Origin of the sequence: Pantoea sp. UBA5923 (genome assembly GCF_002431095.1) — a bacterium.
Lineage (GTDB): Bacteria > Pseudomonadota > Gammaproteobacteria > Enterobacterales > Enterobacteriaceae > Pantoea > Pantoea piersonii.
In genome coordinates this window covers 245,549-269,515 of the sequence record NZ_DJDN01000078.1, presented here as the reverse complement: position 1 = coordinate 269,515, position 23,967 = coordinate 245,549, and the positions used below count along the sequence as shown (strand labels likewise).

General features: G+C 55.9%; 17 protein-coding genes. 11 read left to right on the top strand and 6 right to left on the bottom strand.

Features of this window, described 5'->3' with window-relative positions:
- Together B3797_RS18590 and trxB are read right to left on the bottom strand one after the other, a co-directional pair.
- Positions 1-904, bottom strand: a 904-nt coding sequence (locus tag B3797_RS18590) for an ABC transporter transmembrane domain-containing protein (RefSeq protein ID WP_311791852.1), incomplete at its 3' end; no start/stop codon positions are given.
- 139 nt (positions 905-1,043) lie between these two features.
- Positions 1,044-2,012 (bottom strand): thioredoxin-disulfide reductase, encoded by a 969-nt coding sequence (gene trxB, locus B3797_RS18585; protein ID WP_311781862.1) that lies wholly within the window; start codon positions 2,010-2,012, stop codon positions 1,044-1,046.
- Positions 2,013-2,539: 527 nt separating this feature from the next.
- Here trxB and lrp point away from each other — a divergent pair.
- The 6 genes from lrp (at position 2,540) to B3797_RS18555 (ending at position 11,698) form a co-directional block, all read left to right on the top strand.
- Positions 2,540-3,034, top strand: a complete 495-nt coding sequence (gene lrp, locus B3797_RS18580; RefSeq protein ID WP_006118610.1) for a leucine-responsive transcriptional regulator Lrp — start codon at positions 2,540-2,542, stop codon at positions 3,032-3,034.
- Between the two features lie 119 nt (positions 3,035-3,153).
- On the top strand, positions 3,154-6,711 hold the full coding sequence (locus tag B3797_RS18575) for a DNA translocase FtsK 4TM domain-containing protein (RefSeq protein WP_311791851.1): 3,558 nt from the start codon (positions 3,154-3,156) through the stop codon (positions 6,709-6,711).
- Between the two features lie 177 nt (positions 6,712-6,888).
- On the top strand, positions 6,889-7,500 hold the full coding sequence (gene lolA / locus B3797_RS18570) for an outer membrane lipoprotein chaperone LolA (RefSeq protein WP_311781860.1): 612 nt from the start codon (positions 6,889-6,891) through the stop codon (positions 7,498-7,500).
- 7 nt (positions 7,501-7,507) lie between these two features.
- Entirely contained in the window at positions 7,508-8,851 is a 1,344-nt protein-coding gene (locus tag B3797_RS18565) for a replication-associated recombination protein A (RefSeq protein ID WP_311791850.1), read from the top strand.
- A gap of 98 nt (positions 8,852-8,949) precedes the next feature.
- Positions 8,950-10,242, top strand: a complete 1,293-nt coding sequence (gene serS / locus B3797_RS18560; RefSeq protein ID WP_311781858.1) for a serine--tRNA ligase — start codon at positions 8,950-8,952, stop codon at positions 10,240-10,242.
- 304 nt (positions 10,243-10,546) lie between these two features.
- Positions 10,547-11,698: an MFS transporter gene (locus tag B3797_RS18555; protein ID WP_311781857.1), complete on the top strand. Its 1,152-nt coding sequence runs from the start codon at positions 10,547-10,549 to the stop codon at positions 11,696-11,698.
- Positions 11,699-11,768: 70 nt separating this feature from the next.
- On the opposite strand, the gene pflA is transcribed toward B3797_RS18555, so the two are convergent.
- The 4 genes from pflA to ycaO all read right to left on the bottom strand — a co-directional run bounded on the left by pflA (position 11,769) and on the right by ycaO (position 18,010).
- Positions 11,769-12,509 (bottom strand): pyruvate formate lyase 1-activating protein, encoded by a 741-nt coding sequence (gene pflA, locus B3797_RS18550; RefSeq protein ID WP_311791849.1) that lies wholly within the window; start codon positions 12,507-12,509, stop codon positions 11,769-11,771.
- A 159-nt stretch (positions 12,510-12,668) separates the two neighbouring features.
- Entirely contained in the window at positions 12,669-14,951 is a 2,283-nt protein-coding gene (pflB, locus tag B3797_RS18545; protein ID WP_311781855.1) for a formate C-acetyltransferase, read from the bottom strand.
- 68 nt (positions 14,952-15,019) lie between these two features.
- Positions 15,020-15,880 carry a formate transporter FocA gene (gene focA / locus B3797_RS18540; protein ID WP_311781854.1) on the bottom strand — a complete coding sequence of 287 codons (861 nt, stop codon included), beginning with the start codon at positions 15,878-15,880 and terminating at the stop codon, positions 15,020-15,022.
- Between the two features lie 369 nt (positions 15,881-16,249).
- Positions 16,250-18,010, bottom strand: coding sequence for a 30S ribosomal protein S12 methylthiotransferase accessory factor YcaO (gene ycaO, locus B3797_RS18535; protein ID WP_311791848.1), 1,761 nt, complete (start codon positions 18,008-18,010; stop codon positions 16,250-16,252).
- 310 nt (positions 18,011-18,320) lie between these two features.
- Here ycaO and serC point away from each other — a divergent pair, with 310 nt between their 5' ends.
- From serC to ihfB, 5 genes are all read left to right on the top strand, one after another.
- The gene (serC, locus tag B3797_RS18530; protein ID WP_311791847.1) at positions 18,321-19,406 is read left to right on the top strand and encodes a 3-phosphoserine/phosphohydroxythreonine transaminase; all 1,086 of its coding nucleotides are present in this window, start codon (positions 18,321-18,323) and stop codon (positions 19,404-19,406) included.
- Between the two features lie 86 nt (positions 19,407-19,492).
- Entirely contained in the window at positions 19,493-20,779 is a 1,287-nt protein-coding gene (gene aroA, locus B3797_RS18525) for a 3-phosphoshikimate 1-carboxyvinyltransferase (RefSeq protein ID WP_311791846.1), read from the top strand.
- Between the two features lie 200 nt (positions 20,780-20,979).
- The gene (gene cmk, locus B3797_RS18520) at positions 20,980-21,660 is read left to right on the top strand and encodes a (d)CMP kinase (protein WP_311791845.1); all 681 of its coding nucleotides are present in this window, start codon (positions 20,980-20,982) and stop codon (positions 21,658-21,660) included.
- Between the two features lie 122 nt (positions 21,661-21,782).
- The gene (rpsA, locus tag B3797_RS18515; RefSeq protein WP_081136357.1) at positions 21,783-23,456 is read left to right on the top strand and encodes a 30S ribosomal protein S1; all 1,674 of its coding nucleotides are present in this window, start codon (positions 21,783-21,785) and stop codon (positions 23,454-23,456) included.
- Positions 23,457-23,543: 87 nt separating this feature from the next.
- The gene (ihfB, locus tag B3797_RS18510) at positions 23,544-23,828 is read left to right on the top strand and encodes an integration host factor subunit beta (protein ID WP_033751281.1); all 285 of its coding nucleotides are present in this window, start codon (positions 23,544-23,546) and stop codon (positions 23,826-23,828) included.
- The last annotated feature ends 139 nt before the right edge of the window (positions 23,829-23,967 follow it).

Below are 23,967 nucleotides of genomic sequence, written 5' to 3'. Positions count from 1 at the left end.
GGAAGAATTCCGGCGCCAGGATCAGCGCGACGAAACCAGCAAACAGCGTTACGCCTTGTCCATACGCGCCGAAATGAAGCTCGCCGAGGTAGGAAAAGCCGAAGTAAACAGCGACGACCGCGATGGCCAGCGAAGCGAAAAACTCCAGTACCGCAGAGGAGAGAAAGGCGAGGCGCAGCACTTCCATGGTGCGCAGGCGAAAATCCGCGGTGGAGGAGGCGATGACGGCGGTTTCCGCTTCGGCGCGGTGAAACAGACGCAGAGTCTCGCGTCCGCGCAGACGGTCAAGAAAGTCGCCGCTGAGGCGCGCCAGCGCAACAAAGTTGCGGCGGTTGGCGTCGGCCGCGCCCATGCCAACCAGCGCCATAAACAGCGGGATTAGCGGCGCCGTGGCAAGCAAGATCAGACCGGCTGCCCAGTTTAGCGGGAAAACGGTCAGCAGAATGCATAAGGGGATCAGCGCCGCCAGCGTCATCTGCGGCAGATAGCGCGCGTAATACTCCTGCATCTCCTCAATCTGCTCCAGCAGCAGCGTCGCCCAGCTGCCCGCCGGTTTGCCGCGGATCCAGGCGGGGCCAAGATCGGAAAGGCGATCCAGCACCTGCTGACGCAGCGCCTGACGAATCGCCTGGCCAGCGCGAAAGCCTGCGGCCTCGCGCGCATAGTTAAGCAAGGCGCGCAGCGCGAAGCAGAGCAGCAGAAGGGAAAAGGGGAGAAGAAGCTCGCTGCGCAGTCGCTGTTCAACAATCAGCGCCTGTAGCAAGAAAGCCAGCAGCCAGGCCTGGGAGATGATAACCAGCGCGCTGGCCAGCCCAAACAGTGACGTCAACCGCAGCCAGTGGCCGCCAAAAGCGCGTTGCTGGCGCAGCCAGCGAATTAGTTCCTGTTGCCGGGTTTTATTCATGCAAGACCGTAAGCGTTGTCGATAACCCACGAAAAAAGAGGGGGATTGCTCTTCAGGCTGACGAATCTAGCACGACGGCATAAAAAAAGGCGACTGAAAAACAGCCGCCTCGCATAAATAAGATCAGATAATTAACAAGTTACCGATCGTTTTTAACCAGGCCATCCAGATAACGCTCGGCGTCCAGCGCAGCCATACAGCCGGTACCCGCCGAGGTGATTGCCTGACGATAGATATGATCCATAACGTCGCCCGCAGCGAACACGCCGGGAATGCTGGTCTGCGTTGCGTTGCCATGCAGGCCGGACTGCACTTTGATATAGCCGTTTTCCAGCGCCAGCTGCCCCTCGAAGATCGCCGTATTCGGGCTGTGTCCGATAGCGACGAACAGGCCTGCCACTTCCAGCGACTCGGTTTCCGCCTCGTTAAGCGTTGAGCGCAGCGTCAGACCGGTAACGCCCATCTGATCGCCGACTACTTCTTCCAGCGTGCGATCGGTATGCAGCACGATATTGCCGTTGCGCACTTTCTCCATCAGGCGGTCAATCAGGATTTTTTCCGCGCGGAAGCTGTCGCGACGGTGAATCAGATGCACTTCTGCGGCGATGTTCGCCAGGTAAAGCGCCTCTTCCACCGCCGTGTTGCCGCCGCCGATCACCGCGACTTTCTGATTCCGGTAGAAGAAGCCGTCGCAGGTGGCGCAGGCGGAAACGCCTTTACCTTTAAACGCCTCTTCAGAAGGCAGACCCAGATAGCGCGCAGAGGCGCCGGTCGCGATAATCAGCGCGTCGGCAGTGTATTCGCCGCTGTCGCCGGTGAGACGGAACGGACGGTTCAGCAGATCGACAGTATGAATATGGTCAAAAATGATTTCGGTGTTGAATTTCTCGGCATGCTCATGCATGCGCTCCATCAGCGAGGGACCAGTGAGATCGTGCGGGTCGCCGGGCCAGTTCTCTACCTCGGTTGTGGTGGTCAACTGACCGCCTTTTTCGAGGCCGGTAATCAGCACTGGATTCAGGTTGGCGCGCGCCGCATAGACCGCTGCGGTATAACCCGCCGGACCGGAGCCCAGAATGAGCAATTTACTGTGTTTGGCCGTACTCATAGGATCCTCAGTTTCATTCGGCTGACAACATGACCTGGGATTGTAGGGAATTTACCGTGGCAAAAAAAGGGCTGGGGAATTTTGTTACCGATAGCTGCAAACGGCGTAGACGATAAGTTGGGGTTCTGCACGCCGGTTGCGCTAAAAGGGGGCAATAATCGGTTATTGCTGGTGCAAAAGTATAAAAATTCTCATTTAAAAACAGTTACCCAGCGGTCTGTCTGGCATCTTGTCCTGAATTTGGTCTTTTTACTTTGACAATCGCCTGCGCTTTTGCGAAAACAATGAGAGAAGCGAAGAAGAAGGAGAGAGTCAAAACAGGGTTTCGTTCCTCGTTTTGCCCTTTTTTCCCGATAAATTACAGCCTGACATGGGTAATGACGCATGATGTGGACAGACAACATGCGTCATGCGGATGGATGCGCGACAGCGCACAGGCTCTGATTCTTCACTTCAATAATGCCTTGAACAGTGAACGTTTCCAGGGCGTGGCAGGTAAAGGGAAGGAATTAAGAGAGACAATAATAATGGTAGACAATAAGAAACGCCCCGGAAAAGATCTCGACAGAATCGACAGAAACATTCTGAATGAACTTCAGAAAGATGGTCGTATTTCCAACGTAGAGCTTTCCAAACGCGTAGGATTATCGCCTACGCCATGTCTTGAGCGTGTGCGTCGTCTGGAGCGTCAGGGTTTTATTCTTGGCTATACCGCGCAACTTAACCCGCACTATCTAGATGCGTCACTGCTGGTTTTCGTTGAGATTACTCTGAATCGTGGCGCGCCGGACGTATTTGAACAGTTTAACGCCGCCGTACAAAAACTTGAGGAAACTCAAGAGTGTCACCTGGTTTCCGGTGACTTCGACTATCTGTTGAAAACGCGCGTGCCGGATATGTCCGCCTACCGTAAGCTGCTTGGCGAAACCCTGCTGCGCCTGCCGGGGGTCAATGACACCCGTACTTACGTGGTGATGGAAGAGGTTAAACAGAGTAATCGGCTGGTGATTAAAACCCGCTAACGCAGCGCAGGTGCAAAACCTGTGATATTTCGATACACTCCTGTGAATTCATACAGGACCAGCGTCGGGCTTGCCCGACGCTGTTGCCTTCATAATTTACAGGCACCTGGAGAGTTCTCTTGAGCCAGGAATACACAGAAGACAAAGAAGTTTCGTTAAAACCGCTGAGCAGTGGACGTCGTCTGCTGGAAGCATTGCTTATTCTCGTCTCACTTTTCGCCGTCTATCTGATGGTCTCTCTCGTCAGCTTTAATCCTTCCGATCCGAGCTGGTCGCAAACCGCCTGGCATGAGCCGATCCATAATCTGGGCGGCGGCGTGGGAGCCTGGCTGGCGGATACGCTGCTGTTTATTTTCGGCGTGATGGCCTACGCCATTCCACCGGTGATTATCGGGCTGTGCTGGATCGCCTTTCGTCAGCGCGATCGACAGGATTACATCGACTACTTCGCTATCGGCCTGCGCCTGATCGGCGTGCTGGCGCTGGTGGTGACCACCTGCGGTCTGGCCGCGCTTAACGCCGATGACATCTGGTATTTCGCCTCCGGCGGCGTTATCGGCAGCCTGGTAAGCAATGCCATTGCGCCCTGGCTCAGTCCAATGACCGGCACGCTGGCGCTGCTTTGCGTCTGGGCGGCGGGCATTACGCTCTATACCGGCTGGTCCTGGCTGACCATCGCCGAGCGCATCGGCGGCGTGGTGATGGGCGTGCTGACCTTCGCCAGTAACCGTTCGCGTCGCGACGAGCCCTGGCAGGAGGATGAAGAGGAGTTCGACGATACGGCCGCGCCGCGCGTTGGGGCGACCTCACAAGATGAGGACGACGTACTGCTCTCTGCGCCGCGCGCCAGCGCAGAACATTCAGCCTCGGAAGCAGCCGATCCGCTTCTGGCGAAAGCCGCTGCGGCGACAGACGCCGCGCTGACCTCGGCTGCCGAGGCCGCTGGCGTTGCGGCGCCCGTAGCCCCGGTATCGGCTGCTGCGATCTCCTCTCAGAGTGCTGCAGCCCCCGCTGCTGCCATGCCGTCTCAGGTTGCCGCCGCGTCAGTGCCGGTTGCTGCGATGCCGCCTCAGGCGGCCGCAGCGCCACTCTCCGCTCAGACGGCCGCAATGCCGACTGCCGCCTCCGTTGCGCCTGTAACGGCTGCCGCCGCACACTCTGCGGCAGCGAGCCCGTTCGCTGCGTCTCAGCAGCCCGTCAACGCCTTTACGCCAGCACCGCCTCAGCCAGCCGCGCCGGCTCCTGCTGAGCCGCCGCGCTATCATTTTGAGATGCCGCAAACGCCGTCCACGCCCGCTTTCACCAGCTGGGAAGAGGATGACGGCCCGCAAATGGGCAACTGGCGCGATGCTGATACGGCTGATATAGCCGCCACGGCGGGCGCAGCGACAGCCGCTACGCAGGCTGCTTCTACGCCGCTGTTCGATGTCGCGCCTGAAGAAAATTATAATCCGCAGGTGAAGCAGGGCATCGGGCCGACGCTACCGCGTCCTAAGCCGGTCAAGCTGCCGACGCGCCGCGAGTTAGCCTCTTACGGCATTAAGCTGCCTTCTCAGCGTATGGCGGAAGAGAAGGCCAAAGCGCAAGAGCAGCAGCGCGCTGACGTCTCGTCTCAGCCCGCAGAGGCGCAGTCCGAATGGTCAGAGCATCAGCAGGAGGCGCAGGAACAGGCGCAGCTGCGCGACGCTTTCGCCAGCCAGCAGCAGCAACGCTACGGCGAGAGCTGGCAGCAGGATGAAGATCACGAAGAGGCCGCCGAACAGGCCGCGCTGGCGCAGCAGTTCGCCGCGCAGCAGCAACAGCGTTACGGTGCCGACGAGCAGGAACAGAAGGCGCCAGCCCTGAGGCTGGATACCTCCTCCGCGTTCGATTTCTCACCGCTGGACGATCTGGTGGATGAAGGCCCGAGTGAGCCGCTCTTTACTATCGCCAGCACGCCAGAGCCGGAAGCGCCTGCGGCAACGCATACGCCCTGGCAGCAGCCAGCGGAAGCGCCGGTGGCTCAGCCTGTCGTGCCGGTAGCCGCACCGACGGTTTCTGCCGCTTTCGCACCTGCCGAGCGGGAGCCAGAGCAGGCGCCTGTGATGCAGACGCCTGTTGCTGCGCAGCCGCAGGCACCGCAGCCCGGCTCGCTGGATAACAGCCTGATCCATCCTTTCCTGATGCGTCATAACCAGCCGCTGGAGAAACCCTCCACGCCGCTGCCGACGCTGGATCTGCTGACCTCGCCGCCAGCGGAGGAGGAGCCGGTCGATATGTTTGCCCTTGAGCAGACGGCGCGTCTGGTCGAAGCCCGTTTAGGCGACTATCGCGTCAAGGCGGAAGTGGTCGGCATCTCGCCTGGCCCGGTGATTACCCGCTTCGAGCTGGATCTGGCGCCGGGCGTGAAAGCCGCGCGCATCTCCAACCTGTCGCGCGATCTGGCGCGTTCGCTCTCGGCGGTTGCCGTACGCGTGGTTGAGGTGATCCCCGGCAAGCCTTACGTCGGTCTGGAGCTGCCCAACAAGCATCGTCAGACGGTCTATCTGCGCGAAGTGCTGGACTGCGCCAAATTCCGCGACAACCCGTCGCCGCTGGCCGTGGTGCTGGGTAAAGATATTGCGGGTCAGCCGGTCGTCGCCGATCTGGCGAAAATGCCGCATCTGCTGGTGGCCGGTACGACCGGTTCCGGTAAGTCGGTCGGCGTCAACACCATGATTATCAGCATGCTCTACAAGGCGACGCCGGAAGAAGTACGCTTTATCATGATCGACCCGAAAATGCTGGAACTTTCAGTCTATGAAGGCATTCCGCATCTGTTGACTGAAGTCGTCACCGATATGAAAGATGCGGCTAACGCGCTGCGCTGGAGCGTCGGCGAGATGGAGCGACGCTACAAGCTGATGTCGGCGCTCGGCGTGCGTAACCTGGCGGGCTACAACGAAAAAGTTGAACAGGCGGAAGCGATGGGCCGTCCTATTCCCGATCCGTTCTGGAAACCGGGCGACAGTATGGACATGACGCCGCCGGTGCTGGAAAAACTGCCTTACATCGTGGTGCTGGTGGATGAGTTCGCCGACCTGATGATGGCGGTGGGTAAGAAAGTAGAAGAGCTGATTGCGCGTCTGGCGCAGAAAGCGCGCGCGGCAGGTATCCACCTTGTGCTTGCTACGCAGCGTCCGTCAGTGGATGTGATTACCGGTCTGATTAAGGCCAACATCCCGACGCGCATCGCCTTTACCGTCTCCAGCAAAATCGACTCGCGCACCATTCTCGATCAGGGCGGCGCTGAATCGCTGCTGGGTATGGGCGACATGCTCTATATGCCGCCTAACTCCTCAATGCCGGTACGCGTACACGGCGCATTCGTCCGCGATCAGGAAGTGCACGCCGTCGTGCAGGACTGGAAAGCGCGCGGGCGTCCGCAGTATATCGAAAGCATTACGGCAGGCGAGGAGAGCGAGGGCGGCAGCGGCGGCCTTGAGGGCGATGAGGAGCTGGATCCGCTGTTCGATCAGGCGGTGGCTTTTGTGGTCGACAAGCGTCGCGCCTCGATCTCCGGCGTACAGCGCCAGTTCCGCATCGGCTATAACCGCGCCGCGCGTATTATTGAACAGATGGAAGCGCAGGGGATCGTATCGGAACCCGGACACAACGGTAACCGTGAGGTGCTCTCTCCGCCGCCGCATGAAATGTAGCGCGAAACGCTTTGCAACAAACAATCATGGGCCAGTTTTTACTGGCCCATTGTTCAGGCGGCATTTACCCCTCATATCAGAATACGCTTTCGGGTTTTTCTCCTGGCTCAATAGCAAAACGGCGGCCAGAATTAAAACGGTATTCACTGGATAGAGATAAATAAGGAATTGAAGCGGATGAAATTAAGCGTAATCGTGCCTGGCCTGTTGGCCGTTTTTGCGTCAGCCAGCGTTATGGCGGACGCCTCCAGCGATCTGCAGCAGCGTCTGAACAAGGTTAACAGCTTCCATGCCAGCTTTAGCCAAAAAGTGACCGACAGCAGCGGCGCCAACGTGCAGGAAGGCGAAGGCGAACTCTGGGTAAAACGTCCCAGCTTATTTAACTGGCATATGACCGCGCCGGACGAAAGCGTCATTATCTCTGACGGCAAGAATCTGTGGTTTTATAACCCGTTCGTTGAACAGGCCAGCGTCAGCCTGCTGAAAAACGCCACCAGCAATACGCCGTTTATGCTGATTGCGCGCAACCAGCCGAGCGACTGGCAGCAGTACAATATTAAACAGCAGGGCGACGCGTTCGAACTGACGCCGAAAAACAGCGATGGCAACCTGAAGCAGTTCACTATCTCTGTGACCCCTGCGGGCACCATCAACCAGTTCAGCGCCATCGAGCAGGACGGGCAGCGCAGCAGCTATCAGCTCAAGAGCCAGAAAAACGGCGCGATCAGCCCGGATAAATTCACCTTTACGCCGCCCAAAGGGGTGACGGTAGACGACCAGCGTCAGTGAGGTAAGCGTGGGTAATCTGTCTCTGGATTTTTCCTCCGAAGATTTCAAGCCGCTGGCGGCGCGTATGCGCCCGGAAACGCTTAAGCAGTATATCGGGCAGCAGCATTTGCTGGCGCCCGGTAAGCCTTTGCCGCGCGCCATCGAAGCTGGCCATCTTCACTCAATGATTCTTTGGGGACCGCCGGGCACAGGGAAAACCACGCTGGCGGAGATTATCGCGCGCTACGGCAATGCCGACGTCGAGCGTATCTCCGCCGTTACCTCAGGCGTTAAAGAGATCCGCGAGGCGATCGAGCGCGCGCGCCATAGCCGTCAGGTCGGACGCCGCACCATTCTGTTTGTCGATGAGGTGCACCGCTTCAACAAAAGCCAGCAGGATGCGTTCTTGCCGCATATTGAAGATGGCACCATCACCTTTATCGGCGCGACCACTGAAAACCCCTCGTTTGAGCTTAACTCTGCGCTGCTCTCACGCGCGCGCGTTTATCTTTTAAAATCGCTCACCACTGAAGATATCGAGCAGGTGCTCGATCAGGCGATGCAGGACAAAACGCGCGGTTATGGCGACAGCGACATCATCCTGCCTGACAATACGCGACGCATGATCGCCGAGCTGGTGAACGGCGACGCGCGCCGCGCGTTAAATACGCTGGAAATGATGGCGGATATGGCGGAGAGCAACGCGCAAGGCAATCGCGAGCTAACGCCGCAGTTGCTGACAGAAGTCTCCGGCGAGCGCGCCGCGCGCTTTGACAACAAGGGCGACCGCTTTTACGACCTGATCTCTGCGCTGCACAAATCGGTGCGCGGCTCCGCGCCCGATGCGGCGCTTTACTGGTATGCGCGCATTATTACCGCGGGCGGCGATCCGCTCTATGTGGCGAGGCGCCTGCTGGCGATCGCCTCTGAAGATGTCGGCAACGCCGATCCGCGCGGGATGCAGGTAGCGATTGCTGCCTGGGACTGCTTTACCCGCGTCGGGCCTGCCGAAGGCGAGCGCGCTATTGCGCAGGCAATTGTCTATCTCGCCTGCGCGCCAAAAAGCAACGCCGTCTACACCGCGTTCAAGGCGGCGATGCGCGATGCGCGCGAGCATCCCGACTATGATGTGCCGGAGCATCTGCGTAACGCGCCGACCCGGCTGATGAAAGAGATGGGCCTGGGTAAAGAGTATCGTTACGCCCATGATGAAGAGCATGCCTATGCGGCTGGCGAGGTCTATTTTCCGCCTGAGATGGCGCAGACGCGCTACTACACGCCAACCCAGCGCGGGCTTGAAGGTAAAATTGGCGAAAAGCTCGCCTGGCTGGCTGAACAGGATCAAAATAGCCCGACAAAACGCTACCGCTAAAACAGACGTTACGGTAAGGTGAGCAAGGATATCAATGCATTCCAGCGGGAATGCATCCCTTCATTCGTTCTTTCAACCTTTTATTACACAGGATAAGCATGCTCGATCCCAATCTGCTGCGTAATGAGCCAGACGCAGTCGCAGAAAAACTGGCACGCCGAGGATTCAAACTGGATGTGGAAACGCTGCGCTCCCTTGAAGAGCGCCGTAAAGTCTTGCAGGTGGAAACGGAAAATCTGCAGGCGGAGCGTAACTCCCGATCCAAATCCATCGGTCAGGCCAAAGCACGTGGGGAAGATATCGAGCCGCTGCGTCAGGAAGTGAACGCGCTGGGCGAACGCCTGGATGCGGCCAAAGCGGAACTGGATGCCCTGCAAAATGAAATCCGTGATTTCACCCTGGCGCTGCCTAACCTGCCGGCGGATGAAGTACCGCTGGGCAAAGACGACAGTGAAAACCAGGAAGTCAGCCGCTGGGGCGAGCCGCGCCAGTTTGATTTTCAGGTAAAAGATCACGTTGAGCTGGGTGAGATGGCGAAAGGCCTCGATTTCGCCTCTGCCGTGAAGCTGACCGGCTCGCGCTTTGTGGTGATGCAGGGCCAGATTGCTCGTCTGCATCGCGCGCTGAGCCAGTTTATGCTCGACCTGCATACTGAACAGCACGGCTATCTGGAAAACTATGTGCCTTACCTGGTCAACCATGCGACCCTGTACGGAACCGGCCAGCTGCCGAAGTTCGGCGAAGATCTGTTTCATACCCGACCGCTGGAAGAGGAGTCAGAGAGCAGCAACTATGCGCTGATCCCGACGGCGGAAGTCCCGTTGACCAATCTGGTGCGCGACGAGATTGTGGAGGAGGAGAGTCTGCCGATCAAACTGACCGCGCATACGCCTTGCTTCCGTTCTGAGGCCGGCTCTTACGGTCGCGATACGCGCGGCTTAATTCGCATGCATCAGTTCGACAAGGTAGAGATGGTGCAGATCGTCGCGCCGGAAACCTCAATGGATGCGCTGGAAGAGCTGGTGGGCCACGCAGAGAAAGTGCTGCAGCTGCTCAACCTGCCGTACCGCAAAGTGCTGCTCTGCACCGGTGATATGGGCTTTGGCTCAGCCAAGACCTACGATCTGGAAGTCTGGCTCCCGGCCCAGAACACCTATCGCGAAATCTCTTCCTGCTCCAATATGTGGGACTTCCAGGCGCGTCGCATGCAGGCACGCTGCCGCAGCAAAACCGATAAGAAGCCGCGTCTGGTGCATACCCTGAACGGCTCCGGCCTGGCGGTCGGCCGCACGCTGGTTGCGGTGCTGGAGAACTATCAGCAGGCTGACGGACGTATTCAGGTGCCGGATGTGTTGCGCCCCTATATGAATGGTGTAGAGTTTATCGGCTGATAAGCGCTTCAACAGTAAACCCGGACATGTCCGGGTTTTTTTATATTTAACGTCGGTATACAGCGTGAAGTTATCAGAAATAAACGTTATCGACATTGCGACAGGCATAGCACCTAAAAAGCCTGTTTTTCATAAAGATAGCTTCGAAGCGGCTCTCGTTTAACACTCCTGTAACCCACTGAAGATTAATAAATTAAATTATGTTGCAGCAAAATGTGCTGCGCTATTTTTTTGTGCTTTTCCTTTAAATTCGCCGATGGCAAACTGCGCGCAACCTCCTCTCTTTTCTTTGGTTTTTATTCCTATGTCCACATGGTCACGTCCCGTGGTGCTGCTGCTTTGCGGCCTGCTTTTGCTGACGGTTGCAATTGCGGTGCTCAATACGCTGGTTCCGCTGTGGCTGACTCACGATGCGCTGGCTACCTGGCAGGTAGGCGTGGTGAGTTCCTCTTTCTATACCGGCAATCTGGCGGGCACGCTGGCGGCAGGCTGGCTGATTAAACGTTACGGGTTTAACCGCAGCTACTATCTGGCAACCACGATTTTTGCCGTAGCGACCGCCGGTCTGTTGATGATGGACGGTTTCTGGGGTTGGTCGATCCTGCGTTTTTGCGCGGGTATTGGCTGCGCTTTGATTTGGGTCATAGTGGAGAGCGCGCTGCTTTGTAGCGGTACGGTGCGCACCCGGGGCCAGCTGCTGGCCGCTTATATGATCGTCTATTATCTTGGCACCGTTGCGGGTCAACTGCTGGTGAGTAAAGTCTCAACCGGGCTGTTTAACGTCGTCCCCTGGCTTACCGCGCTGATGATGTGCGCCATTCTGCCGCTGATGTTCGTGAAGGTGACCGCCGCCAGCGAAGCGACAGAGGCAGCGCCAGGTAAAATCTGGCCGATGCTGCGTCGTCGTAGTTCGCGGCTTGGCATTAACGGCTGTATTATTTCCGGCATTGTTCTGGGTTCTCTCTACGGTCTGATGCCGCTCTATCTCTCTCATCAGGGCATGAGCGATGCGAACGTCGGCTACTGGATGGCGCTGCTGGTGAGCGCCGGTATCGTTGGACAGTGGCCGGTTGGGCGCCTTGCCGATCGCTTCGGTCGTCTTCTGGTGCTGCGCGTGCAGGTGTTTATCGTGATTCTGGGCGCGGTTGCCATGCTGACTAACGCCGCGATGGCGCCTGCGCTCTTTGTGCTGGGTCTGGCGGGCTTTACGCTCTATCCGGTAGCCATGTCCTGGGCCTGCGAGACCGTCGCGCATCATGAACTGGTAGCGATGAACCAGGCGCTGCTGCTGAGCTATACCATAGGCAGCCTGGCGGGTCCCAGCATGACGGCGGTTTTGATGCAGAACTATTCCGACCGCATTCTGTTTGTGATGATTGCCGGCGTGGCGCTGGTCTATCTGATGATGCTGCTGCGTAAGGCCGATCAGCAGGCAACGCCGGTGGCGCACGCCTGATATCGGCGCAGGAGGCTGCAAACCAGTCGCCCGCACCATAACGAAAAGGGAGCCGTAGGCTCCCTTTTCGTTAATACATAACAGTATGACCGTAGCTGGCGAGGATGTTTTTCACCCGCTCCATAGTCTCTTTCGTCGGCGGCTTCACGCCGTCGAGCTTGTACTCTTCGCCCATTGCGATCCATTTATGCTTGCCAAGTTCATGGTAGGGCAGCAGTTCAATCTTCTCGACGTTCTCCATATCCCGTGTGAACTCGCCAAGCCGGTGAGCTGAATCGTCATCATCAGAATAGCCGGGCACCACCACATAGCGGATCCAGGTCCGTTTGCCTTTCTTCTGCAGGTAGCGAGCGAAGTCCAGGGTGCGATGATTTGAGACGCCAACCAGGATCTGATGAACGTCGTCATTGATTTGCTTGAGATCGAGCATCACCAGATCCGTCACCTCCAGCAGCTCATCAATCACCGGATCGTAGCGACGCACAAAGCCGTTAGTATCCAGACAGGTATGAATGCCTTCCGCCTTACAGGCGCGGAACCAGTCGCGCACAAACTCAGCCTGTAAAATAGCCTCGCCGCCAGAGGCGGTTACGCCGCCGCCAGACGCATTCATAAAGTGGCGATAGGAAAGCACATCTTTCATCAGCTCCTCGACGGTGATCTCTTTTCCGCCGTGTGTGTCCCAGGTATCGCGGTTATGGCAGTAGAGGCAGCGCATCAGGCAGCCCTGAAAGAAGGTGATAAAACGGATGCCGGGACCGTCAACCGTCCCGCAGGATTCGAACGAGTGAATACGACCTTTGCAAGACATTGCGATGTTCTCCAGGTTAGCCTGTCAGCAGGCGCACAATCTCTGTTGTGCTCGGTAATAAAGTCGGTTTTGACTGATTTCTGTATTAAGAGCGCAGACAAAACGGGCCTTGGAGAAAAGGCCCCCGAAGGAGCCTTTTTACAGCTTAGCGCGCCAGGTTTATAGCGATTTGGTGAAAGTACGGGTAATCACATCCTGCTGCTGTTCTTTCGTCAGCGAATTGAAGCGGACGGCATAGCCGGAAACGCGGATGGTTAGCTGCGGATATTTTTCCGGGTGCTCCATCGCATCCAGCAGCATTTCGCGATTCATCACGTTCACGTTAAGGTGCTGACCGCCTTCAATACTCGCTTCGTGATGGAAGTAACCATCCATCAGACCAGCAAGGTTAGCTTTCCGCACGTTGTCGTCTTTACCCAACGCATTCGGCACGATAGAGAAGGTATAGGAAATACCGTCTTTCGCGTAGGCGAAGGGGAGTTTAGCGACAGAAGTCAGTGACGCGACGGCACCTTTCTGATCGCGGCCATGCATTGGGTTTGCGCCAGGACCGAAAGGCGCGCCTGCGCGGCGACCATCCGGCGTATTACCGGTTTTCTTACCGTAAACAACGTTAGAGGTAATGGTCAGCACTGACTGAGTCGGTACGGCGTTGCGATAGGTGGTGAGTTTCTGAATTTTCTTCATGAAACGTTCAACCAGATCGCAGGCCAGGTCATCGACGCGCGCATCGTTATTACCAAACTGCGGATATTCGCCTTCGATTTCAAAGTCGACCGCCAGGCCATCTTCGTCGCGCACCGGTTTCACTTTGGCGTATTTGATAGCGGACAGTGAGTCGGCGGCTACTGACAGCCCCGCGATGCCACAGGCCATCGTGCGGTAGACATCGCGATCGTGCAGCGCCATCAGCGAGGCTTCGTAGCTGTATTTATCATGCATATAGTGGATGATATTCAGCGCGGTCACATACTGTTTCGCCAGCCAGTCCATAAAGTGGTCCATACGCGCCATGACGGTATCGAAATCAAGCACATCGTCCATGACCGGGGCTTCTTTCGGACCCACCTGCATTTTCATTTTTTCATCCATGCCGCCGTTGATTGCGTACAGCAGGGTTTTCGCCAGGTTGGCGCGAGCGCCGAAGAACTGCATCTGTTTGCCAACAATCATCGGGCTGACGCAGCAGGCGATGGCATAGTCGTCATTGTTAAAGTCAGGACGCATCAGATCGTCATTCTCATACTGCAGAGAAGAGGTATCGATGGAGACTTTTGCCGCGTATTTCTTGAAGTTCACCGGCAGATTTTCTGACCACAGGATGGTCATATTCGGCTCCGGCGACGGTCCCATGGTATAAAGGGTATTCAGGAAACGGAATGTGCTTTTTGTCACCAGAGTGCGGCCGTCTACGCCCATACCCGCCAGCGATTCTGTCGCCCAGATAGGGTCACCAGAGAAAAGCTCATCATATTCCGGCGTACGCAGGAAACGCACCATGCGCAGCTTCATAACCAGATGGTCAATCAGCTCCTGCGCCTGCTCTTCGGTGAGTTTACCGGCCTGCAGATCGCGTTCGATATAGATATCGAGGAAGGTCGAGACGCGGCCGAACGACATTGCTGCGCCGTTCTGCGATTTCACCGCGGCAAGGTAGCCGAAGTAGGTCCACTGTACCGCTTCCTGCGCATTTGTCGCCGGGCCGGAGATGTCGCAACCATATTTAGCGGCCATCTCTTTAATCTGGGCCAGCGCGCGATGCTGTTCAGCAATCTCTTCACGCAGACGGATAGTGGCTTCCAGATTAACGCCGTTTTCCAGATCGTTCTGCAGAGAGTTGAACTGCGCCAGTTTGTCCTGCATCAGGAAGTCAATGCCATACAGAGCGACCCGGCGATAGTCGCCGATAATGCGGCCACGGCCGTAGGCGTCCGGCAGACCGGTCAGCACGCCCGATTTACGGCAGCGCAGGATATCCTGGGTGTAGACGTCAAATACGCCCTGGTTGTGGGTTTTACGATACTCAGTAAAGATTTTTTTCAGCGTCGGATCCAGCTCGCGGCCATATACCTTACAGGAGCCTTCCACCATTTTAATGCCGCCAAACGGGATAATGGCGCGTTTCAATGGCGCTTCAGTTTGTAAGCCGACAATTTTTTCCAGCGATTTATTGATATAGCCAGCATCATGCGCAGTAATGGTTGAGGCGAGATCGGTATCGAAATCGACTGGCGCATGGGTACGGTTTTCAATCTTGATCCCTTCCAGAACGGCGTTCCACAGCTTAGTGGTCGCTTCAGTCGCGCCTGCCAGGAAAGATTCGTCGCCTTCATACGGCGTGTAGTTCTTTTGAATAAAATCGCGAACGTTGACGCTGTTCTGCCATTCGCCGTTGGCAAATCCATCCCAGGCCGCAGCCTGTTTTGCATTCAGATCGGTCATGATATACCTGCCTTATCTAAGAAGCTTTATGTTGGCGCCGCCAGCTACGCGGCGTCGGTCAGAAATCGTTAATGTGCGGTAGAACCGTTGCGTAAATAGATCGCCCAGTAGGTCAACCCAACCAGCAGGCCGCCGCCGATAATGTTGCCGATGGTGACTGGAATCAGGTTGTCGATAATAAAGTTGACGGGCGTAAGCGCCTGAAACTGGTCGGCGCTGGCACCGGCGGCTTGCCAGAATGCCGGGCTGGAAAAATCACGAATCACGATAGCTAACGGGATAAGAAACATATTCGCGATACTGTGCTCGAAGCCGCTCGCAACGAACATGGCGACCGGCAGAATCATCGCCAGCGTTTTATCCGTCAGGCTATGGCCGGAGTAGCTCATCCATACCGCCAGACAAACCATCAGGTTCGCCAGGGTGCCCAGGCAGACGGCTTCAATAAAGGTGTGATGCATTTTGTGATCGGCGGTTTGCAGCACATTTAAACCCCACGCCCCGCCAGCCGTCATATGCTCGCCGGCGAACCAGATGAGCGCGACGAAAAACAGCGCGCCGACAAGGTTGCCGACATAAACATTAATCCAGTTACGCGCCAGCTGGCCCCAGGTGATGCGTCCGCTCGCTTTGGCGACGACGATCAAAACGGTGGAGGTGAAAAGATCGGCGCCGCATACCACTACCAGAATTAAGCCCAGCGAGAAGCAGATGCCGCCGATCAGCTTCGCCAGACCATAGGGCATGCCCGCGCTGCCGGTTGTCGCAGTAATATAAAAAACGAAAGCGATAGAGATAAAAACGCCAGCGGTAATGGCAAGAAAAAAGGTGGTTAAGGGATGTTTAGTCGCTTTATAGATCCCCGCATCTTCTGCCACTTTAGCCATTGCGGCCGGTAATAACAGATTAAAAGGGTTGTCAGCTTTCACACTAACGCTCTCCAAAAGTTGTCTGGAAAAATATTAACAAAGGAGTATAGGTCAGCATTTGATCTGGATCATATTTGACCGGCAGACAGGGGATTTAACCGGCTGCAAAGGCTTTCTGCCAGGTATAATTATTTGAATAAAAAGGAATAAATATTTTTTAATTTTTGCGTGTTTATTTTAAATAGAAATAAGGGCAGGATTTAGAATGTTAATAAAACTACTTTATCGAAGCAAAAATGTTAAATAAATTAAAGCAACCGCTCATAAGTAACTTTTATTAAATGCTTGTTCATTACCCATAAAAAATGGCGTCACTTTTATTGACGCCATTATTATTTTATTCAGCCTGTAGTAGCCTGATTTTCGGTCTTAATTTTTCCAGTAACGGCGTTTAGCCGCCTGGAGTTTTTCGTAAGCCTGCAGCAGCGCCTGATGTGCCGGGAAGGCGTTGAGATCTTCGTCAACCGCCTGCAGACCGTAGAAGGGCGCTTCGCCGCTTACTGCCGCCGAAGCCGCTTCCAGCGCGTCCGCGCCATACATGCGCATGAAGGCGTGGTGGTATTGCAGCGGATCGCGATCGTCTTCCATCGCCAGCAACAGCAGCGTTTGCAGGCAGCGGTAGTAATTGGCGCGTTCCGGCGAAAAGATCGAACCATTAAATTCCATGGTCCATTCGGTCCAGATCAACGCCTGATCGAGGTCACCACCTGCCAGCGCCAGCATGGCTTTAAGCTCGCCGATGCGCAGCGTATACCAGCCATTATCCTTGCCGCTCGCCAGGCCAAGCAGCTCGCGCACGCGGGTAAAGTCGTCATGACCTTCTTCATCCAGCTGCACGATCAAATCCAGATACTCTTCCGGGTTCCAGTTGCTGGCGGGCAGCGCCAGCAGCGTTTCCCGCAGGCCTGCACCCATATTATTGTTCGCCAGCAGCAGATCTTCCGCCGGATAGATATCGGACATGCCAGGCACGATAATGCGGCAGGCATAGACGCCAAGGTGATCGTAATCGGCGATATAGACTTCACGATCTTCCGCGCGGAAAATGGCCATCAGGGTGGCGAACTCTTCCTGCGTGGTCCCGCTGAACGACCAGTCGACAAAGGGGTAGTCCGCATCTTCTTTGAACAGATCCCAGGAGATAAGGCCGCTTGAGTCGATAAAGTGCGTCTCCAGGTTGGCGTGCTCGGCCACTTCCTCATCATCAAAGGTCGGCGGCGTAAAGACATCGAGATCTTTCAGGCTGCGGCCCTGCAACAGCTCGGTAACGGTACGCTCAAGCGCGACGCCGAAATCGGGATGCGCACCGAAAGAGGCGAAGCAGGTGCCGTTTTGCGGGTTGAACAGCACAACGCAGATAACCGGATATTTGCCGCCCAGCGAGGCGTCATAGGCGAAAATCGGGAAGCCTTCCGCTTCAAGACGCGCGATAGCTTCCACCACGCCAGGATAGCGCTGCATCACGCTGTCAGGAATAGTCGGCAGGCTGATCGACTCTGCGATAATGCGGTTTTTGATATAGCGCTCAAATACCTCAGAAAGCCCCTGTACGCGCGCTTCATTAGGCGTATTACCTGCTGACATGCCGTTTGAAACGTACAGGTTGCCGATAATATTCATCGGAATATAGACGGTCTGCTGATCAGACTGGCGAGCAAAGGGCAGGCTGCAGATGCCGCGCTCGGCGTTGCCCGACTGCAGATCCACTAACTCAGAGGCGGTCAGCGCGTTGTCTGGATCGTAAAAGGCGCGCAGGCGCGTATCCAGAATGCCTTCCGGCAGTGAATCGTCCGCAGGAATGGGGAACCACTTCTCGTCAGGGTAGTGAACGAAATCGCCATTCGCGATCGATTTGCCCAGCCAGAAGTCGGCGAAGAAGTAGTTGGTCGAAAGACGTTCGAAGTATTCGCCCAGCGCTGAAGCCAGCGCGGCTTTCTTGCTGGCGCCTTTGCCATTCGTAAAGCAGAGCGGGCAATCGCGGTCGCGAATATGCACGGACCAGACGTGGGGAACCGGATTTAGCCAGGAGGCTTCTTCAATATTAAAGCCAAGATCGGTCAGCTTTTGCTGGAAGCGCGCGATGGAATCTTCCAGTGCTGCGTCTTTACCGGGAATAAACGTTTGCGTCATGGGACCGCTCTCTCATATATAGTGGGCGTAAAGCGCGCAATGATACGGATTTTGCCGTCGTGGCGCTATGAAGACGGCATAAATTTCTGCCCGCCCTTCTACCTGAAAAGCGCATCGGAAAAGGATCCTGTTTTCCCGGTAAACGAGCCGCCTCACAAAATTTCGCTGCGTGTTGCATTTGTGACATAAGCTGCGGCATGGCAGATTCAGAAATTGTGATCCCTTCCGGATTTATCATTGCAGGCGTCATAAGGCAGTGATAAAACCGGTAAGCAATTCATAACCGTTCTGGATAATCGTGGTGAGGGAAATGACGCAGATTTATAATTTTAGTTCCGGTCCAGCGATGCTGCCGGTTGAAGTGCTCCGTCGTGCAGAACAAGAACTGACAAACTGGCACGGTCTGGGGACCTCCGTCATGGAGATCAGCCATCGCAGCAAGGAGTTTATCAAGGTAGCGGAAGAGGCGGAGCAGGACTTACGCGATCTTCTGAAAATCCCGGCCAACTACAAAGTTTTATTCTGTCACGGCGGCGCGCGCGCGCAGTTTGCCGCTGTACCGGGTAATTTGCTGGGCGAGGCCACCACGGCGGATTATATCGACGGCGGCTACTGGGCGCACAGCGCTATTAAAGAAGCGGAAAAGTATTGCACGCCGCGTGTCCTGGACGTCAAAACCACGCGTGACGGCAAGCGCGCAATCCTGCCGATGAGCCAGTGGGAGCTAAGCAGCGACGCCGCCTATGTGCACTACTGCCCGAACGAAACCATTGACGGCATCGCGATTGATGAGCAGCCCGATTTTGGCGATAAGCTCGTGGTTGCTGACCTCTCCTCGACTATCCTGTCACGTCCGCTGGACATTAACCGCTACGGCGTAATCTATGCTGGCGCGCAAAAGAACATCGGCCCGGCGGGTTTGACCATTGTTATTGTCCGTGACGATCTGCTGGGCAAAGCCCAACCGTCCGTTCCTTCCATCCTCGATTATCAGGTGCTGGCGGAAAACGACTCGATGTTTAATACGCCGCCGACCTTTGCCTGGTATCTCTCCGGCCTGGTGTTTAAGTGGCTGAAAGAGAAGGGCGGTGTAGCCGAGATCGACAAAATCAATCAGGCTAAAGCGGATCTGCTCTACGGCCTGATCGATAACAACCCCTTTTACCGCAATGACGTTGCGGTGGAAAACCGTTCACGCATGAACGTGCCTTTCCAGCTGGCGGACGCCGCGCTGGATAAACTCTTCCTGGAAGAGTCGTTTAATGCGGGACTGCACGCCCTCAAAGGCCATCGCGTCGTAGGCGGCATGCGCGCATCGATCTACAATGCGATGCCGCTGGAAGGCGTTAAAACGCTAACCGACTTTATGGCTGACTTCGCGCGCCGCCACGGTTAAGCCTGAGCTGTAGCGTCGGCGCTTGCGCCGACTTCAGACCTCGCCTTGCGGCGGGGTTTTGTCCTTTTCTGGAGATTTGGTTTCACATGCAGGACTCCCTGACCTTACAACCGATTGCACGCGTTGACGGCACCGTTAACCTGCCGGGTTCAAAAAGCGTTTCTAACCGCGCGCTGCTGCTGGCTGCGCTGGCGAAAGGCACCACGCGCCTGACGAACCTGCTGGACAGCGATGATATTAAACACATGCTGAATGCCCTGAAGGCGTTGGGCGTCGATTTTACCCTCTCCGCCGACCGCACCCAGTGTGAAGTGGTGGGGCAGGCTGGCCCGCTGCGTGCATCTCAGCCGCTGGAGCTGTTTCTCGGCAACGCGGGTACGGCGATGCGTCCGCTGGCGGCGGCGCTCTGTCTCGGCGAACAGGATATCGTCCTGACCGGCGAGCCGCGCATGAAAGAGCGTCCAATCGGACATCTGGTAGACGCGCTCCGTCAGGGCGGCGCACAGATTGAGTATCTCGAGAACAGCGATTATCCGCCGCTGCGCCTGAAAGGCGGATTTACCGGCGGCGAAGTCAGCGTAGACGGTAGCGTCTCCAGCCAGTTTCTCACCGCACTGCTGATGGCCGCACCGCTGGCGGAGCGCGACACCCGGATCGCTATCAAAGGCGAACTGGTCTCGAAACCCTATATTGATATTACGCTGCATCTGATGCGCTGTTTCGGCGTCGAGGTCGAGAACCAGCATTATCAGAGCTTTATTATTAAAGGCCAGCAGCAGTATCTGTCGCCAGGGGACTATCTGGTGGAGGGCGACGCCTCATCCGCCTCCTATTTCCTGGCCGCGGGCGCGATTAAAGGCGGAACCGTACGCGTTACCGGCATCGGACGCGACAGCGTGCAGGGCGATATCCGCTTTGCCGACGTGCTGGAAAAAATGGGCGCGACCGTTGAGTGGGGCAGCGACTACATCGCCTGTACCGCCGGCGAGCTTCACGCTATTGATATGGATATGAACCATATTCCTGACGCCGCGATGACCATCGCGACCGCGGCGCTGTTCGCCAAAGGCACGACGCTGCTGCGTAATATTTACAACTGGCGCGTCAAAGAGACCGATCGCCTGGCTGCGATGGCGACCGAACTGCGCAAAGTCGGCGCGGAAGTGGAAGAGGGACACGATTTTATCCGCATCACGCCGCCGGAAAAATTGCGTCATGCAGAGATCGGCACCTATAACGATCACCGCATGGCGATGTGCTTTTCCCTGGTCGCGCTCTCCGATACGCCGGTAACGATCCTCGATCCCGGCTGTACCGCGAAAACCTTCCCGGACTATTTCGAACAGCTGGCTCAAATCAGCCAGAACGCCTGACTGGCAGGATGTCGGAGAACGGACGTCTCCGGCATTCTCACTGCTTCTGGCCTTAGCGGCCAAGAGATGTTCTGAATCTGCTGCAATTTACAGCGTTCTCTGCGCTAAAAGGTAACGTCATTAGTCTGGTCAGCGTATAATGCTTCCTGTTCTGAACAGCCTGAAGGCTGAACTATTTCGCGCAGCAACAGGAGAGAATAATGACGGCAACTGCCCCGGTTATAACTGTCGATGGGCCTAGCGGCGCAGGCAAAGGCACGTTGTGCAAAGCGATGGCGGAAGCATTTCAATGGCATCTGCTCGATTCAGGCGCTATCTATCGCGTTCTGGCGCTGGCTGCGCTGCATCATCAGGTGAGTATTGAGTCCGAAGAGGCACTGGTGCCGCTGGCCGCCCATCTGGATGTGCGTTTTGTCTCGCAGCAGGGCGAACTGCAGGTGATTCTGGAAGGCGAAGAAGTTACGGGTGAAATCCGCACCCAGGAAGTCAGCAATACCGCCTCGCGCGTTGCCGCCTTTCCACGCGTGCGCGAAGCGCTGCTGCGTCGCCAGCGCGCGTTTCGCGATGAGCCTGGCTTAATCGCCGACGGCCGCGATATGGGGACTGTGGTTTTCCCCGACGCGCCGGTAAAAATCTTCCTCGACGCCAGCCCGGAAGAGCGCGCCCAGCGCCGTATGCTACAGTTGCAGGAGAGCGGCTTTAGTGTTAACTTTGATCGCCTTTTAGCCGAGATAAAAGAACGTGATGACCGCGATCGCAACCGCGCCATTGCGCCTTTAGTCCCCGCCGCTGATGCGCTGGTTCTGGATTCTACTCAGTTATCCATTGAGCAAGTCATTGATAAGGCGCTGGAATATGCCCGCACTAAGCTGGGCATTTAATATTTTCGGCATACCGAATTGCAGTAACCCTGTGCCAGGGAAAGCGCGCAGGGCATGTGAAACAACCCCATCCGACATGAGGTCAGGTGGACGTTAAATTGAAGAATCCTAAGATTATCAATATGACTGAATCTTTTGCTCAACTCTTTGAAGAGTCCCTGAAAGAAATCGAAACCCGCCCGGGTTCCATCGTTCGTGGCGTTGTTGTCTCTATCGACAAAGACGTCGTTCTGGTTGATGCGGGTCTGAAATCTGAGTCTGCCATTCCGGCAGAGCAGTTCAAGAACGCAGCCGGCGAACTGGAAATTCAGGTTGGTGACGAAGTTGACGTTGCCCTGGATGCAGTGGAAGACGGCTTCGGTGAAACCCTGCTGTCCCGTGAGAAAGCTAAACGTCATGAAGCCTGGATCACGCTGGAAAAAGCTTACGAAGACGCTGAAACTGTTACCGGTGTTATCAACGGCAAAGTTAAAGGTGGCTTCACAGTTGAGCTGAACGGTATTCGTGCGTTCCTGCCAGGTTCACTGGTTGACGTGCGTCCGGTTCGCGACACGCTGCACCTGGAAGGCAAAGAGCTTGAATTCAAAGTAATCAAGCTTGATCAGAAACGTAACAACGTCGTGGTTTCACGCCGCGCGGTTATCGAATCTGAAAACAGCGCTGAGCGCGATCAGCTGCTGGAAAACCTGCAGGAAGGCATGGAAGTCAAAGGTATCGTTAAGAACCTCACTGACTACGGCGCATTCGTTGATCTGGGCGGCGTCGATGGCCTGCTGCACATCACCGATATGGCGTGGAAGCGCGTTAAGCATCCGAGCGAAATCGTCAACGTGGGCGACGAAATCACTGTTAAAGTGCTGAAGTTCGACCGCGAGCGTACCCGTGTATCTCTGGGCCTGAAACAGCTGGGCGAAGATCCGTGGGTAGCTATCGCTAAGCGTTACCCGGAAGGCACTCGCCTGACCGGTCGCGTGACCAACCTGACTGATTACGGCTGCTTCGTTGAAATCGAAGAAGGCGTTGAAGGTCTGGTACACGTTTCTGAAATGGACTGGACCAACAAAAACATCCACCCGTCTAAAGTTGTTAACGTGGGCGACGTGGTTGAAGTTATGGTTCTGGACATCGACGAAGAGCGTCGTCGTATCTCCCTGGGCCTGAAGCAGTGCAAAGCCAACCCATGGCAGCAGTTTGCTGAGACCCACAACAAGGGCGATCGCGTTGAAGGTAAAATCAAGTCAATCACTGACTTCGGTATCTTCATCGGCCTGGACGGCGGCATCGACGGTCTGGTTCACCTGTCTGACATCTCCTGGAACGCGACTGGCGAAGAAGCCGTTCGTGAGTACAAAAAAGGCGACGAAATCGCTGCCGTTGTACTGCAGGTTGACGCAGAGCGCGAGCGCATCTCTCTGGGCGTGAAGCAGCTGGCTGAAGATCCGTTCAACAACTACATCACCCTGAACAAGAAAGGCGCCATCGTTACTGGTAAAGTAACTGCAGTTGACGCTAAAGGTGCTACAGTTGAACTGGCAGACGGCGTTGAAGGCTACCTGCGCGCTTCTGAAGCTTCACGTGACCGCGTTGAAGATGCAACTCTGGTTCTGAATGTTGGCGACGATGTTGAAGCTAAATTCACCGGTGTTGATCGTAAAAACCGCGTAGTTAGCCTGTCTGTTCGTGCGAAAGACGAAGCTGACGAGAAAGACGCCATCGCGACCGTGAACAACAAGCAGGAAGAAGGCAACTTCTCTAATGCTATGGCTGAAGCGTTCAAAGCAGCTAAAGGCGAGTAATCGACCTTAAGCAACCGGGCAGGGAAATCTGCCCGGTTACGGTAGCAAGCTGTCATACCTTTCCCACAAGGATTAACCGGAGGTTACATGACCAAGTCAGAACTGATTGAAAGACTTGCTGGCCAGCAGACTCATATTCCGGCGAAAGTCGTTGAGGATGCTGTAAAAGAGATGCTGGAGCACATGGCCACAACGCTGGCCCAGGGCGAACGCATTGAAATCCGGGGATTCGGCAGCTTTTCTTTGCATTACCGCGCACCGCGTACGGGTCGTAACCCGAAAACGGGCGATAAAGTGGAACTGGAAGGTAAATACGTTCCCCACTTTAAGCCGGGCAAAGAGCTGCGAGACCGTGCAAACATCTACGGCTAAGCCGTAACCGAACGCAGAAACGACATCCCCGGATGTCGTTTTTTTTTGCCTGCTGTTTTTATGTGAGCCTGCCCGGCCTGTTGCGTATGCCGTATGTAATCCTCTCTGAATTTCCCGATGCCGCGCTTAAAAGATAAAA